This is a genomic window from Kribbella sp. NPDC051137 (assembly GCF_040682535.1).
GTDB lineage: Bacteria > Actinomycetota > Actinomycetes > Propionibacteriales > Kribbellaceae > Kribbella > Kribbella karoonensis.
In genome coordinates this window covers 86,874-102,010 of record NZ_JBFBBI010000008.1, presented here as the reverse complement: position 1 = coordinate 102,010, position 15,137 = coordinate 86,874, and the positions used below count along the sequence as shown (strand labels likewise).

General features: G+C 69.5%; 13 protein-coding genes. 7 read left to right on the top strand and 6 right to left on the bottom strand.

Going from position 1 to position 15,137, the window contains the following annotated elements; genetic code table 11:
• Window positions 1–16 precede the first annotated feature (16 nt).
• Window positions 17–1,096, bottom strand: coding sequence for a BMP family ABC transporter substrate-binding protein (locus AB0M51_RS38540; RefSeq protein ID WP_344199300.1), 1,080 nt, complete (start codon window positions 1,094–1,096; stop codon window positions 17–19).
• Window positions 1,097–1,361: 265 nt separating this feature from the next.
• Between AB0M51_RS38540 and AB0M51_RS38535 the strand changes: the two genes are divergently transcribed.
• The gene (locus AB0M51_RS38535) at window positions 1,362–2,543 is read left to right on the top strand and encodes an amidohydrolase (RefSeq protein WP_344199303.1); all 1,182 of its coding nucleotides are present in this window, start codon (window positions 1,362–1,364) and stop codon (window positions 2,541–2,543) included.
• A gap of 32 nt (window positions 2,544–2,575) precedes the next feature.
• Here AB0M51_RS38535 and AB0M51_RS38530 read toward each other — a convergent pair whose 3' ends face one another.
• Window positions 2,576–4,150: a methylmalonyl-CoA mutase family protein gene (locus AB0M51_RS38530; RefSeq protein WP_363753529.1), complete on the bottom strand. Its 1,575-nt coding sequence runs from the start codon at window positions 4,148–4,150 to the stop codon at window positions 2,576–2,578.
• Window positions 4,151–4,266: 116 nt separating this feature from the next.
• Between AB0M51_RS38530 and AB0M51_RS38525 the strand changes: the two genes are divergently transcribed.
• Window positions 4,267–5,289: a hypothetical protein gene (locus tag AB0M51_RS38525; protein WP_344199313.1), complete on the top strand. Its 1,023-nt coding sequence runs from the start codon at window positions 4,267–4,269 to the stop codon at window positions 5,287–5,289.
• Between the two features lies 1 nt (window position 5,290).
• Here the strand turns inward: AB0M51_RS38525 and AB0M51_RS38520 are convergent, their stop codons facing one another.
• From AB0M51_RS38520 to AB0M51_RS38510, 3 genes are read right to left on the bottom strand one after another with little or no spacing between them, the layout of a single operon-like run.
• Window positions 5,291–6,508, bottom strand: a complete 1,218-nt coding sequence (locus AB0M51_RS38520) for a hypothetical protein (protein ID WP_344199316.1) — start codon at window positions 6,506–6,508, stop codon at window positions 5,291–5,293.
• 30 nt (window positions 6,509–6,538) lie between these two features.
• Window positions 6,539–7,231, bottom strand: coding sequence for a response regulator (locus AB0M51_RS38515; protein ID WP_363753524.1), 693 nt, complete (start codon window positions 7,229–7,231; stop codon window positions 6,539–6,541).
• Window positions 7,228–8,838: a sensor histidine kinase gene (locus AB0M51_RS38510; protein WP_363753521.1), complete on the bottom strand. Its 1,611-nt coding sequence runs from the start codon at window positions 8,836–8,838 to the stop codon at window positions 7,228–7,230. Before AB0M51_RS38510 ends, AB0M51_RS38515 begins: the two co-directional genes overlap by 4 nt.
• 156 nt (window positions 8,839–8,994) lie before the next feature.
• Here AB0M51_RS38510 and AB0M51_RS38505 point away from each other — a divergent pair, with 156 nt between their 5' ends.
• The 5 genes from AB0M51_RS38505 (at window position 8,995) to AB0M51_RS38485 (ending at window position 14,158) form a co-directional block, all read left to right on the top strand.
• Window positions 8,995–9,795, top strand: a complete 801-nt coding sequence (locus AB0M51_RS38505; protein WP_363753518.1) for an ABC transporter ATP-binding protein — start codon at window positions 8,995–8,997, stop codon at window positions 9,793–9,795.
• Window positions 9,792–10,613: an ABC transporter permease gene (locus AB0M51_RS38500; RefSeq protein WP_363753515.1), complete on the top strand. Its 822-nt coding sequence runs from the start codon at window positions 9,792–9,794 to the stop codon at window positions 10,611–10,613. The genes AB0M51_RS38505 and AB0M51_RS38500 overlap by 4 nt, the downstream gene beginning before the upstream one ends.
• 31 nt (window positions 10,614–10,644) lie before the next feature.
• Window positions 10,645–11,712 (top strand): ABC transporter substrate-binding protein, encoded by a 1,068-nt coding sequence (locus AB0M51_RS38495; protein ID WP_363753512.1) that lies wholly within the window; start codon window positions 10,645–10,647, stop codon window positions 11,710–11,712.
• 125 nt (window positions 11,713–11,837) lie between these two features.
• Entirely contained in the window at window positions 11,838–12,962 is a 1,125-nt protein-coding gene (locus tag AB0M51_RS38490) for a glycosyltransferase family 1 protein (RefSeq protein ID WP_344199318.1), read from the top strand.
• Window positions 12,959–14,158, top strand: a complete 1,200-nt coding sequence (locus tag AB0M51_RS38485; protein WP_363753509.1) for a glycosyltransferase — start codon at window positions 12,959–12,961, stop codon at window positions 14,156–14,158. Before AB0M51_RS38490 ends, AB0M51_RS38485 begins: the two co-directional genes overlap by 4 nt.
• A gap of 31 nt (window positions 14,159–14,189) precedes the next feature.
• Here AB0M51_RS38485 and AB0M51_RS38480 read toward each other — a convergent pair whose 3' ends face one another.
• A complete protein-coding gene (locus AB0M51_RS38480; protein WP_344199327.1) occupies window positions 14,190–15,023 on the bottom strand; it encodes an MBL fold metallo-hydrolase in 834 nt (277 codons plus the stop codon).
• Window positions 15,024–15,137 lie beyond the last annotated feature (114 nt).

Sequence of the window (15,137 nt, the reverse complement as noted above, 5' to 3'; positions counted from 1 at the left end):
GCAAAAGTGTGGCGGATCAGGACGCCTTGGGCTGAACCTTCGACTCGATGACGATCTTGCCGCTGATGATGTCGGCCTTGATCGTGTCCAGCTCGGACTTCACGTCGGCCGGGATCTTGCCGTCGAAGTCGTGGAACGGCGCGATCGCCGTACCGCCGTTCTGCAGCGTCCCGGTGAACTGGGTGTTGTCGAACTTGTTGTCCAGCACCGACAGGACCGCGTCCTTCACGGCCACGTCCATGCCCTTCTCGACGCTGGTCAGCAGCGTCGAGCAGTACTCCGCGGCGCTCACGCAGCCGTCGGTGTCGACCCAGATCGCGTTGACCTTGCCGCCGCTGGCCTTGGCCGCCTGCAGGCCGCCGAGGCCCGACGGGCCGGCCACCGGGAACAGGATGTCCGCGCCCTGGGTGATCAGGTTCTGCGCGTTGTTCTGGCCCTTGGCCTTGTCCTCGAAGTCGCCGGTGAACAGGCCCTTCTGCTTCTGGTCGTCCCAGCCGAGCACCTGTACGTTCTTGCTCTTCTGCTGGTTGTAGTAGCGCACGCCCTGGGCGAAGCCGTCCATGAAGATCGTCACGGTCGGGATCTGCAGGCCGCCGAACGTGCCGACCTTGCCGGACTTGGTCATCGCGGCGGCCAGGTAGCCGGCCTGGAAGCTGGTCTGCGCGGTGTTGAACAGCAGCGGCTTCAGGTTGGCGATCGGGGCCTTCGGCGCCGAGTCGACGATCGCGAACTTGATGTTCGGGTTCGCCTTGGCGGCCGCCTCGGTCGCGTCCTCGAGCTTGAAGCCGACGGCGACGATGACGTTGCACTTGGCACTGACCATCGCGGTCATGTTCGTCGTGTAGTCGTTGTCCGACTTCGACTCGGCCTTGACCTCGGTCAGGCCCTTCTCCTTGACCGCGTCCTGCAGACCCTTGTAGGAGGTCTGGTTGAACGACTTGTCGTCGAAGCCCCCGGAGTCGGAGACCATGCAGGCCTTGAAGTTCTTGTTGGCGTCGCTGCCGCTCGAGCTGTTGTCGGTCGGCTTGCTGCCACAAGCGGCAACGGCGAGCGTCAGCACGCCCACGATCGCCGTTCCCCGCACGTACTTCTTCACCGGACGTCTCCTTCGTCGACCAGAATCCTTTAACCGGCACGCCTTCCCCCACGTACCATCCGCAGACTATAGGGCGCGGTCCGTCTTTCTTTGAACGTCGAGCAGGCCTCGATACCGGAAAGTGACCGGCGTTTGCGTCACATTTCGACAACTTCTCCGGCGCGGTCACCGGCTGCTGTTTCCAGATCACGGTGTGCACGCTCCGTGCTTACGCTCACGTTCTGTGGTCGGCGCGCTGGGTGAAGGGGGATGACACAATCGCGGGATGAGTCATCAGCTACTGGTCGCGGACGTCCTGGCGCGGGTCGAGGCGGTGCGCGAGGACATGGTCGCCGTACGCCGTGACCTGCACGCCCACCCCGAGCTCGGGTGGCACGAGGTACGGACGACCGAGCTGCTCGAGAAGCAACTGGTCGGCGCCGGGCTGTCGCCGCGGGTGCTGCCGACGGGGACCGGGCTGATCTGCGACATCGGCGCCGGCGACACGTGCGTCGCGCTGCGGGCCGACATCGACGCACTGCCGGTGCCGGACGGCGTGGAGGCGCCGTGGCGGTCCCGCGTCGACGGGGTGGCGCACGCCTGCGGGCACGACGTACACACGTCCGCACTGCTCGGTGCGACCCTGGTGCTCGCCGGGATGGCCCGCGACGGGCAGCTCGACCGGCGGGTCCGGGTGATCTTCCAGCCGGCCGAGGAGGTCATGCCCGGCGGCGCCCTCGGGGTGATCGCCGCGGGCGGGCTGGACGGCGTACGGCGGATCTACGGGCTGCACTGCGATCCGCGTCTGCAGGTCGGCCAGGTCGGGCTCCGCGTCGGTGCCCTGACCGCCGCCGCCGACCGGCTTCTCGTCCGCCTCACCGGACCGGGCGGGCACACCTCCCGCCCGCACCTCACCGCCGACCTGGTCTACGCGCTCGCGACGCTCGTCTCCGAACTCCCCGCCGCCCTCTCCCGCCGCGTCGACCCACGCGCCGGCATGTCGCTCGTCTGGGGCCGGATCACCTCCGGCTCGGCCGCCAACGCCATCCCGTCCCGCGGCGAGGCCGAGGGCACCCTGCGCTGTCTCGACGTCAGCGCCTGGCGCCTGGCCGCCGAACTCATCCCCGACCTCGCCGCCCAGATCGTCCGCCCGTACGGCGTCGAGGTCGACACCGAGGTCACGCACGGCGTACCGCCCGTCATGAACGACACCACCGCGATCAGCGTCCTGCAGAACGCCGTACGGCAAACCCTCGGGACGAGCGCCATAGCCCAGACGGACCAGAGCCTCGGCGGCGAAGACTTCGCCTGGTACCTCGAACACGTCCCCGGCGCCATGGCCCGCCTCGGCGTCCGCCCACCCACCCAGGAGTCGGCCGCCGACCTCCACACCCCCGGCTTCACCCCCTCCGAAGAAGCCATCACCCTAGGCACCACAATCCTGACCTCAACCGCCCTCCTGGACTAAAGGACACCGGCGTCGTCGGGCGGCGGCGGCCTTTAGAAGGTGTCGGCGGGGACGTAGACGCCCCAGACTTCGCGGAGGGTGTTGCAGACTTCGCCTACGGTGGCTCGGGACTTGAGGGCCTGTTTCATCGGGTAGAGGCAGTTGTCGTTGCCTTCGGCAGCTTTCTTGAGGGCGGCCAGGGATTCGTCGACAGCTGTTTGGTCGCGGTTGGCGCGGAGGGACGCCAGGCGGGCGACCTGCTGGGCTTCGATGGCGGGGTCGACGCGGAGGGGTTCGTACGGTTCCTCCTCGGCGATCTTGAACTTGTTCATGCCGACGACGACCCGTTCGCCCGCGTCGATCTGCTGGGCGATCCGGTACGCCGAGCGCTCGATCTCCTGCTTCTGGAAGCCCTGCTCGATCGCGGCCACCGCACCGCCGTACTCCTCCACCTGCTCCATCAACGAGACGGTGGCGGTCTCGACCTCGTCGGTCAGCGACTCGACGACGTACGAGCCGGCGAAGGGGTCGACGGTCGCGGTGACGTCGGTCTCGTAGGCGAGGACCTGCTGGGTGCGGAGCGCGAGGCGGGCGGCCTTCTCGGTCGGGAGGGCGATCGCCTCGTCGTACGAGTTGGTGTGCAAGGACTGCGTGCCGCCGAGGACCGCGGCGAGGCCCTGGATCGCGACCCGGACGAGGTTGACCTCGGGCTGCTGGGCGGTCAGCTGTACGCCGGCCGTCTGCGTGTGGAAGCGGAGCATCAGCGACTTGGGGTTGCGCGCGCCGAACTCGTCCCGCATCACCCGCGCCCAGATCCGCCGCGCGGCCCGGAACTTCGCGACCTCCTCGAGGAGCGTCGTACGCGCGACGAAGAAGAACGACAGCCGGGGCGCGAACTCGTCGACGTCCAGCCCGGACGCGACCGCCGCGCGGACGTACGCGATCCCGTTCGCCAGCGTGAAGGCGATCTCCTGCGCGGGCGTCGCACCGGCCTCGGCCATGTGGTATCCGGAGATCGAGATCGTGTTCCAGCGCGGCAGCTCCGCCTTGCAGTACGCGAAGATGTCGCTGATCAGCCGCAGCGACTCCTTCGGCGGGTAGATGTAGGTGCCGCGGGCGATGTACTCCTTCAGTACGTCGTTCTGGATCGTGCCGGTGAGCTTGTCCCCGGAGACGCCCTGCTCCTCGGCCACCAGCTGGTACAGCAGCAGCAGGACGGACCCCGGCGCGTTGATCGTCATCGAGGTCGACACCTGGTCCAGCGGGATCTTGTCGAACAGCACCCGCATGTCGTCGATCGAGTCGATCGCCACCCCGACCTTGCCGACCTCGCCGTGCGCGATCGGGGCGTCGGAGTCGTACCCCATCTGGGTCGGCAGGTCGAACGCCACCGACAGGCCCATCGTGCCGTGGTCGATCAGCTGGTGGTACCGCTGGTTCGACTCGGCCGCGGTACCGAACCCGGCGTACTGGCGCATCGTCCAGGGCCGCTGGGTGTACATCGTCGGGTACACGCCCCGGGTGTACGGGTACTGCCCGGGCTCGCCGAGCTTGGCCGCCGGGTCGAAGCCGTCCAGCGGCTCGTACACCGGCGCGAACTCGAACCCCGACTCGCTGCGATGACTCATCCCCCCAAGGTATTCCGAACCACCGCCGCACTGGTATGCACCAGCGCACGTCACCGATGTGTGCTCCAGCACACGCCCGGGGTAGATTCCGTCCCCTCGATCGCGAAAGGACGCCGATGTCGTACAGCCCAGCCGCGGCACCACAACCGACCCGGCGCCCCGCCCGGAAGGCGGTCTGGCCCTTCGTCCTGTCCGGCGTACTGGCCTGCGCGCTCGTCGCCGGTGCGGTCGTCTTCTTCGTCGTACGCCGGGACACGCCGGCCGCCACCGGTCCCGCGGACTCGGCGACGGCCGGCTCCAGCCGCATGCTCGCCGAAGGTGTGACCGCGGGCGGCACGATGACGGGCGCCGCGAAGACACTCGCGACGGCCTTGACGGGGCGCGGGCTCGAGTGCAGCGTGCGGTTCACCACCGCTGACGGCGGTCATTCAGGCTGTTTCCTCGCGGCCGGCGGCGGGACGGTCGCGGTCGAGTATCAGTACCAGGCGGACGGTGCGGTCAACGCGCTGACCCTGGTGATCAAGGGCAAGAGCGAGACGGCGCCGATCCTGCAGACGTTGACGGCGACGATCGGGCAGGTCGTGTTTCCGGCCGACAGGTCGGCCGTGCTCACGACGATGCGCCAGAGCTGGGGCGGCGCCGTGGAAGGAAAGTGGGGAAAGTACGAGATCGTCGGCCGCGGCTCGCCGACGCGGCTCGACGCGGAGAAGTTCGGCAACAAGCAACTGAAGGTTCCGTCCCTGCACCTCGAGACCACTGAGCTCGGGTTGGCGAAAGCACTGAACGCCGACGGATACACCTGCGCCGGCATCCAACCGACCTGCCAGGGCCAGTACGCCGGTAAGCCGGGACTCGCGCTCAAGTTCTCCGGACCGGACGACGGCGGCATCACCTACCTCGTCGCGACCGCCGCGACCGGCACCACCAGCGAGAAGGCGTTTGCACAGCTCCGGAGCACGGTCTTCGGGCATTTGCGGGGCGACGCGGTCGCACCGGTGCAGGAATGGATCTCCCAGCACCTCGGCGGCGGATCGCACATCGCCTACGTGGCCGGCTGGCGGGTGGACCTCGAGGTGACCGCCGGCAAGCAGATCCGGTTGACGCTGTTCAACGAGGAGTTCTTCCTGCAGATGACCTGAGTCAGCGGCGGAACGCGAGCGCTTCGGGCGACAGGTGCTCGTACAGATCACATGCCAGGTCGGTGAGGGTGTCGGCGAGGGACTGGTCGGTGAGGCGGCCGTACGCCATCACGTTCACCTGGCCCTGGTGGGCGGACTGGAAGATGAAGTGGGCCTGGTGGGCGCGCTTGTCGTTGGTCAGGAAGGCCGTCACCGACGGTGTCAGCACCGCCTTGGCGAAGTCCGGGCGGGCCGTGCCGGTGGCGAAGAGGGCGTCGTACGCCGGGTCGCCGGTCAGGTACTCGTCGTCGAAGCGCGGGATCGTCCCGGGCGGTGCGAGCGCCTTCGGGACCGTCATGCATTCCGGCCACAGCGCCGGTACGTCGATCTTCACGCAGACGGCCCACCGGCGCTGCCGCCACAGCGCGGCGACGTGTTCGTACCGCTCGATGTGGTGGCCGCGGTGGTCGAGCTTCTGCAGGAACGCGATCGCCCCGGCCGGCGACTCACCCAGCAGCTCCGGCGGCATCGTCGAGATCGGCCCGTCGCCGGGTCCACCGCCCTCCAGCGCGAACGCCGGTATCAGCTCCAGCAGCCGGCCCGCGAAGTCCGCCAGCGCGCCGAGCTGCGGCGGCTCGGTCACCTTGCCGTCGCGCCAGACGACCAGGGTGGCGCCGTCGATCCCGAAGTGCGGCGGCTCCGGGTCGTCCAGCAGCAGCTCCATCACCCGCGGGTTCACCACGTCGTACGCGAACTTCCGGTCCTCGCCCGTCACCCTGAACCGCTCGTTGAACTGACCGCTCTCGAGGTCGATGTCATGCCCCCGTGCGACGTCGCCGCGCGCGGACCGCCGTACCGTCAACGCCGGCAGTGCGCTCGGCAGCTCGACGACGGCCGCCGCGCAGATCCCGCTCCGCAGACCGCTCGATCCGGTCGACGAGGACTGCGGCAGGTCCGGCGTGTAGTACCAGCTGAACTGCATCAGCAGCCCGGGCCGCCCCGCGATCGTGTTCCCGGACAGCAGGTCCTGTACGTCGTGACTCGTGCCGTCGGAGAACGGCGTACCGCCGAAGCGGTCGAGCAGCCCGTCCGTCCCGGTCGTGTACCGCCAGCCGTTCCGGGTCCCCCACCAGCTGATCAGGTTCTTGTCGACGTCCCGCTGGGTCGCGCGGCTCGCCCACCACCACAGCAGCGCGCCGAGCACGACCACCACTGCGACCACGATCCCCAGAGTTCGCATACGACCAATCAAGCACATCCCGGGTGCGGGTCAGCGCCGCCTGGCGGAGAACCGGTGTTCCGGACGGCCGGTGGCGCCGTACGCGAGGTCGAGGTCGACGAGGCCGCGCTGCACCAGCGCCGCCAGGTACCGCTGCGCCGTGGGCCGGCTGAACCCGAGGGTGTCGGCGACGTCGGCCGCACTCACCGTCGTCGCGGCGCCCGCGACCGTGTCGAGCACCCGCGCCATCGTGGCGGGCAGCCGGCGACGTTGCCGGGCGTCCGTGGCCGGTGACCGGAGCATGCTGTACAGCGTGTCGACGGTGTCCTGGTCGGCCTCCCGCGCCTCGCTCAGCCGGAGCCGCCATTGCTGGTACGCCTCGAGCTGCTCGCGCAGCGCCGGGAACGCGAACGGCTTGACCAGGTAGTAGATCGCGCCCAGCTGGATCGCCGCCCGGACCGACTCGATGTCCCGGGCCGCGGTGATCAGGATGAAGTCCGGTACGCCGGTCCCCGACGACGCCGACGACTCCGCTGCCAACTGCCGGACGAGGTCGAGCCCGGTCCGGTCCGGCAGGTACATGTCGAGCAGCAGGAGGTCCGGCCGGGCGGCGGTGATCAGCTCATGCGCCTCAGCCGCCGTGTGTGCCTCACCGATCACGACGAACCCGGGAACCTTCGCAACGCTCCGGGCGTGCGCCTGCGCGACGTGGAAGTCGTCGTCCACGACCAAGGTGCGGATCACGACACGGTCTCCTTCGCCCGGCTGCGCAATGGCAGCTGCACCTCGAACCTGGCCCCCGACGGTGACGCGACGGTAATCGTGCCGCCGGCCCGCCGGACCAGCCGGTGCACGAGAGCGAGTCCGACTCCGCGCCGCATCCCGCCGGCCCGCGGCTCCTTGGTGGAGTACCCGTCCGCGAACACCTCGTCCAGCTTGCCGGCCGGGATTCCCGGACCGGTGTCGGAGACCACCAGGTGCACCTGACTGGTACGGCCGTTGAGTTCCACGGTCACCCGGCCGCGGGGATGCGTCGCCGCAGCCGCACCGGAGACGGCGTCGATGGCGTTGTCGATCAAGTTGCCGAGGACGGTCAGCAGCGGCGTGTAGTCGAGATCGGCCACCGGGAGCTCGCTGCCGGGCGCGAGCCGCACTTCGACGTCCCGCTCGGCCGCGACGGTCGTCTTCGCGATCAGCAGCGCGGCGACCACCGGCGGCGCGATCCGGGACCGTACGACGTCAGCGGCCAGCGAGGACTGCCCGATCACCTGTTCGGCGTACGCCGTCGCCTCCTCGACCTCGCCGATGCCGAGCAGCACCGACAGCACGTGCAGCCGATTCGAGTACTCGTGTTCCTGCGCCCGCAGGGCCGTCGTCAGCGCCTCCACCGAGTCGAGCTGGCGGACCAGCGCCTCCAACTCGGTACGGTCCCGGATCGTCACGACACAGCCGGCGTTCCGGCCGGCCACGATGACCGGCATCCGGTTCAGCACCAGCAGATGTTCGTCGGTGACGACCACCACGTCGGTGCCCTCGACGGCGCCGGAGAGCAGGTCGCGCAGCCGTCCCGCCGGAACCAGCTCGTCGAGCCGCTGGCCCAGCTGCGCGGTCTGCAGCTCGAGCAGCCGGCGGGCCTCGTCGTTCAGTACGTTCACCCGCCCGCCGGGGTCGAACGCGATCACGCCCTCCCGGATGCCGTGCAGCATCGCTTCGCGCTCCTGGACCAGCGCGACGATCTCGGCGGGCTCGAGGCCGAACGTGACGCGCTTGATCGTGCGGGCCAGGATCAGCGAAGCGACGACCCCGACCGCGAGTACCAGCGCGGTGTAGAAGACCACCGGCCAGACGACCTGGCTGACCCTGGCCGCGACGTCGCTCTCCCGGATGCCGACCGAGACCTCGCCGATCGGCGTACCGGCGGCGTTGCGGATCGGCACCCGCGCGTTCGCAGACCGGCCGAGGTTGCCGTTGTCAACGCCGGTGTGCACCCGGCCGTCGAGTGCCACCACCGGCTCCTCGACCCGCTGCCCGATCAGGGCAGCGATCGGGTGCGTGTACCGCGTTCCGTCCGCACCGATGACCACGACGTACCACGCGCCGGTGTCGGCCACCACGTGCGCGGCGGCCGCGCGCAGCTCGGGGCGAGCCGACGGATCGGTCAGAGCCTGCGCGGCCAGCGGCAGATCCGCGACCGAGGAGGCGATGTTCGCGGCCCGCTCCTCGACGTTGGCGTCGGCGGTCTGCCGTGTCACCGACACGTACAGGGCCAGGCCCGCGGCCATCGTCACGCCGACGATCGCGAGTACGGCGAGCAGGATCCGGGACGCCAGGGTGGCTCGCGGTAATCGCACGCGGCACCTCCTTCCGGCTCGGCGATCACCCCAGGGTGGCTGAGAAGAACGCACAAAACCACGGCTATCGCGACTAACTTGCGCAACGCGGACAAGGGTTCCGGCCGCAGTCTCCTGCTTCCTAGTGTGACGCCACTCACGACAGAAGGAGCCAACATGGCGGCCATCGAGCTACGCGGGGTGACCAAGCGTTTCCCCACCGCCGACGGCGGAACGTACACGGCGCTCAAGGATCTGGACCTCACCGTCGGCGAAGGCGAGTTCTGCGCCGTCGTCGGTCCGACCGGATGCGGCAAGTCCACCACCCTGACACTGGTGTCCGGGCTCGAGCAGGCGTCCGAGGGGCAGGTCCTGGTCCGCGACCAGCCGGTGACCGGTATCACCCCGACGACCGGATTCGTCTTCCAGCAGGATGCGGTCTTCCCGTGGAAGACGGTGCTCGACAACGTGTCCGCTGGGCCGGCCTTCCGCGGCGTACCGAAGGCCGATGCCCGGGCTCAGGCCCGGGACTGGCTGCGCCGGGTCGGGCTGACCGGCTTCGAGGACCGGTACCCGCACCAGCTCTCCGGCGGCATGCGCAAGCGGGTCGCGCTGGCCCAGAGCCTGATCAACCAGCCGGACATCCTGCTGATGGACGAGCCGTTCAGCGCCCTCGACGTACAGACCCGTTCGATCATGTCGACCGAGCTGTTGTCGCTGTGGGACCAGACCAAACCGGCGGTCGTCTTCGTCACCCACGACCTCGAGGAAGCGATCGCGCTGGCCGACAAAGTGGTCGTCCTGACGGCCGGACCGGCGACCGTGAAGGCGGAGTTCGGCATCGACCTGCCACGGCCGCGGATCGTTCAGGAGATCCGCTTCGATCCGCGCTTCGTCGCGCTGTACGAGCACATCTGGACGGCCCTGCGCGCAGAGGTCGAAGAGGCGTACGCGCGCAGTACCGCGGTGGCGGCATGAGTGGCCGGCGGTCCCGGACGGCGCGGCGCCGGCTGGTCCTCGGGCTGCGGATCGGTGTGCTGGTGCTCTGGCTCGGCGGCTGGGAGCTGGCCGCCCGGACGAAGCTGGTGGATCCGTTCTTCTTCGGCCAGCCGAGTGCGGTCTGGTCGCAGATCGTCACCTGGATCACCCAGGGCACGGCGCAGGGCAGCCTCGGCGAGCAGATCTTCGTGACGATGGAGGAGGCCGTGATCGGCTTCGTCATCGGCGTCGCCGCGGGCGTCGTGGCCGGCATCGCGCTCGGCCGGAGCAGGCTGCTCGCGGACGTACTGGCGCCGTACATCAAGGTGATGAACTCGGTACCGCGGATCGTGCTGGGCTCGCTGTTCCTGGTGGCGTTCGGGCTCGGCCTCACCTCGAAGGTGCTGCTGGTCATCGTGCTGGTCTTCTTCGGCGTGTTCTTCAACGCGTTCCAAGGCGCCCGCGAGGTGGATCGCAACCTGCTGGCCAACGCCCGGCAGCTCGGCGCGTCCCGCTGGCAGGTCACCACCCACGCGGTGCTTCCGTCGGCGTTCACCTGGATCCTCGCCAGCCTGCACGTCAGCTTCGGGTTCGCGATCATCGGCGCCATCGTCGGCGAGTTCCTGGGCGCCGAGAAGGGCCTCGGGATGCTGATCAAGACAGCCCAAGGCAACTTCAACCAGAGCGGTGTCCTCGCCTGCATGGTCCTGATGGCCGCGGTCGCGCTGCTCGCCGAATTCCTCATCACCCGGCTGGAGCGGCGACTGCTGCGCTGGCGCCCCGCGCCGGCCGGCGACGCCGACCTCGCCTCGCTCTGACCCCACACCCCTGCACAGCAAGGAGAAACTCATGAGAACACGTACCGCGGTCGTCGCGGCGACGGCGTCCGCCGTCGCGCTGGCGATCACCGGCTGCGCCAACAACGCGCAGGGCGGGTCGACCCAGGCAGTCGCCGGATCGACCTCCAGCGTCAGCGGCGACAAGGTCACGATCATGGTCGGTGGCCTGGACAAGCAGATCTACCTGCCGTTCATGCTGGCGAAGCAGCTCGGGTACTACGACAAGGTCGGCGTCAACGTGGCGCTGGTCGGTGAAGGCGCCGGCGTCGACGCCACCACCGAGATGATGGCCGGGAAGGTACAGGGCACCGGCGGCTTCTACGACCACACGATCGCCCTGCAGGCGCAGGGGAAGAACGCCGAGGCGGTCGTGTCGATGCTGCAGGTTCCCGGCGAGGTCGAGCTGTGCCGCAGCGACCTCCAGGGCACCGTGCACAGCCCCAAGGACTGGAAGGGCCGGCACCTCGGGATCACCGACGTCGGATCCTCCACCGACTTCCTCACCCAGTACCTCGGCACCCAGAACGGCATCGACCCGTCGCAGACCACCCGGATCGGCGTCCAGGCGGGCAACACGTTCATCGCGGCCATGCAGCACAAGCAGATCGACTGCGGCATGACCACCGAGCCGACCGTGTCGAAGCTGCTCCAGGACAAGACGGCGTACATCCTCGAGGACATGCGGACCGCGGCAGGCGCGACGAAGTCGCTCGGCGGCACGTATCCGGCCACCTCGCTGTACATGCAGACGAGCTGGGTGCAGTCGCACAAGGACGTCGTACAGAAGCTGGTCACCGCGTACGTCGCCACGCTGAAGTGGATCCAGACGCATACCGCCGCCCAGATCGCGGACCAGATGCCGGCGGACTACTACGCCGGTGTCGGCAAGGCCGCGTACACCGCCGCGCTGGACAGCGAGAAGGGCATCTTCAACCCGACCGGCATCATGCCCGCCGACGGCCCGAAGACCTGCCTCGCCGTGCTCGGGGCCTTCAACCCGAAGGTGAAGGGCAAGTCGATCGACCTGACCAAGACCTACACCAACGAGTTCGTCCAGGCCGCTCAGCCGCTCAGCTGACCTGGATCAGCCGCCGGGTGGTCACCAAGTGGCCACCCGGCGGCCCTTGAGCCGTCGACAGGGCATCGACGCCGTGTCACGAGAGTGTCGCCCAGGGTTCATGAGCGGTGAGGAACCTTCGAAGTGTGCGAATCGTGATGGTGGCCGAGACCTTCCTGCCGCAGATCAATGGCGTGGCGAACACGGCTCGCCACGTCGCCGACCGGCTCCGCGCCCGCGGGCACGACCTGCTGATCATCGCCCCCGGACCGGGCCCCGACAGGTACGGCGACGTCCCGGTGCTGCGGGCCCGCAGCTTCCGGACGCCGGGCTACAAGGAGTACCCGGTCGGTCTGCCGGATCCGTCGATCGAGCGGGCGATGGCCGACTTCAAGCCGGACCTCGTGCACCTCGCCTCGCCGTTCATCATCGGCGCGTACGGACTCCGCGCGGCGCGGAAGCTCGGCGTACCGACGGTCGCGATCTTCCAGACCGACATCGCCGGCTTCGCCCGCCAGTACCCCTGGTACGCCGCCGCGGACCGCGGCATCTGGCGCTGGGTGAGCCGTACGCACTCCCGCGCCGACCGCACGCTCGCCCCGTCGACCTCGGCCGTCGACGCGCTGGTGCAGCGCGGTGTGCCGCGGGTCCACCGGTGGGGACGCGGCGTGAACCTCGACCTGTTCGACCCGTCGAACCGGGACGAGCAGTGGCGCCGGGAGATCTCGCCGGACGGCCGGCCGATCGTCGGGTACGTCGGCCGGCTGGCCGCGGAGAAGAAGGTCCGGCGGCTCGCCGAACTGACCGGCCTGGACTGCCGGATCGTGATCGTCGGCGACGGGCCGGACCGCGCCGCACTGGAGAACACGTTGCCGACGGCAACTTTCCTCGGGATGCGCCGGGGCGCCGACCTGGCCCGGATCTTCGCCGGGCTGGACGTGTTCGTGCACACCGGTGAACACGAGACGTTCTGCCAGACGATCCAGGAGGCGCAGGCCTCCGGCGTCGCCACCGTCGGCCCGGCCGCGGGCGGCCCGCTCGACCTGATCCACCCCGGCGAGAACGGCCTGCTGTTCGAGCCCGGCAAACCCGGTTCGCTGCGGGACGCCGTACGGACGCTGCTCGATCACCCGACCGCCCGCGGACGGATGGCGGCGAGCGGCCTGCGGCGGGTGCAGTCCCGGACCTGGCCGGCCGTCGTCGACGACCTGGTGGACCGGCACTACGCCGAAGTACTCCGGGACGCCGCCGCCGTACGGCGCGTCGCATGACGGGCTTGCGGATCGCGCAGCTGGCGAACTTCGTCGGGCCGACGTCCGGCGGGATGCGGACCGCGATCGAGCACGTCGGCCAGGGGTACGTCGAGGCCGGCGCCGAGCGGATCGTGATCACGCCGGGCGAGAAGGACGTGGTGATCGACACCGAGCTCGGCACCGTGGTCCGGGTGAAGGCCCCGAAGGTGAGCGGCGGCTACCGGCTGATCACCAACCCGTGGACCGTGATCGACATGCTGAAGAAGTTCGGGCCGACCACGGTCGAGATCTCGGACAAGTCGACGCTGCTCCCGGTCGCCCGCTGGGCCCGGCGCAACGACATCGGCACGGTCCTGTTCAGCCACGAACGCCTGGACGCGATGCTCGCGCTCGGTGCCGCGCGACCGGGTCAGCTCGGCGGGAACGACGTACTGCGGCCGGGCCGGATGCTCGGCGAGCGTCAGGTGGGGTGGGGTGCCGACGGGGTGAAGTACAGCCAGCTCCACATGGTCGCCACGGTCGCGGCGCTGTACAAGATCCTCGGCCGGACGTACGACGCGGTCGTCGTGACCTCGCGCTACGCGGCCGCCGAGTTCGACGACGTGACCACGCCGCTGGTCCGGATCCCGCTCGGGGTCGACCTGGACACGTTCCACCCGTCGCTGGGCGAGCCCTCGGATGACGGCGTACTGAAGCTCGTCCACGCCGGGCGCCTGTCGCGGGAGAAGAGCCCGCACCTCGCCGTCGCCACCGCCGCCGAGCTGCACCGCCGCGGCGTGAACCTGCGGATGGACGTGTACGGCACCGGGCCGCACCTCGACGAACTGCTGGAGATCGCGGGCGACGCCCCGGTCCACTTCCACGGGTACGTCGACGGCCGCCGTACCCTCGCCAAACACCTCGCCGAGGCCGACATCGCGCTCTCCGTCTGCCCCGGCGAAACCTTCGGCCTGGCCGTCCTGGAGGCGCTGGCCGCCGGCACCCCGGTGGTCACCGCGAACACCGGCGGCGCCCGCGAACTCGTCGACGAAACCTGCGGCCGCTGGGCCCCCGCCAACCCAACAGACCTCGCCGACGCCGTCCTCGCCCTGTCCCGCCTCCCCGGCCGGAGAGGAGCAGCCCGCCAGCGCGCGGAGCTCTATACCTGGCAAACCTGCACCAACCGGATGCTCACCCTCCACAACCGGCTGGCTCAGGGGCGGCTCGCGGCCTGAGCCGAACACCTTCTGTCGTTCGGTACCCGGTTCAGGTCAGGTGGTCGTAGTCGCCGCGGACCCAGGCGGCGTGGCGGTCGGCGGAGCGGCGGACCACTGCTTTGGCGTCGGTCGGGATCGAGGCGCCGAAGTTGTTGTAGAGGCGGTCGTACTCGAACGGGTCCAGGGAGCGGGCGACGCGGTCGACGACGGCGCCGGAGAGCGGGATGCGGTTCGGGTAGCTGCGCATGAAGCTGACCGAGGTGCGGTCCGGGTTCGCGAAGATCGTGTCGCCGGACAGGATCACTCCCTTGCCGTCGGCACCGTTCGCCCAGTGCACGACCGCGCTGCCGGGGAAGTGACCGCCGGGTTGCAGGACGGTCACGCCGGGTAGCGGGGTGAGTCGGCCGGACCAGGTACGGATCACCGGGTCCTGGCGGGCGACCCACTCCTTGTCCGCCTCCGCGACGTACACAGGGACGTTGCCCAGCCGGTGGCTCCACTCGACCTGGACGCCGTACATGTGCGGGTGGCTGGCGATGATCGCGGCCACCTCGCCGAGTTCGCGGACCCGGCGGACGGCGTCGTCGTCCAGGTACCCGATCGGGTCCCAGAGCAGGTTTCCCGCGGTCGTTGTCAACAGCATCGACTGCTGGCCGATCCCCACCGGCGGCTTCGAGCGGAGGCCGTACAGGCCGGGCTCGACCTCGTCGATCGTCACCTCGGTACCGGCCAGTTCGTCGAGCGTCGTCCAGTGCTGCCCGTCGGCGGGCACCCACTGCCGCTCGTCGTTGCAGATCGCGCACACCTCGACCTGCTCGGAGTGCTCGACCGCACAGGTCGCACAGATCCAGAAACTCACCGTGTTGTTCCCCTCATCCGTCATGCCCTGAAGTCAACGAACTCAAGTCAAGTTGAAGTCAAGCCCTCCGTCGAGGGCCACTCGCGGCGCGTCCGGATGGGCCATCGACGCGACGGATCTCACACCTGACAGGACCTT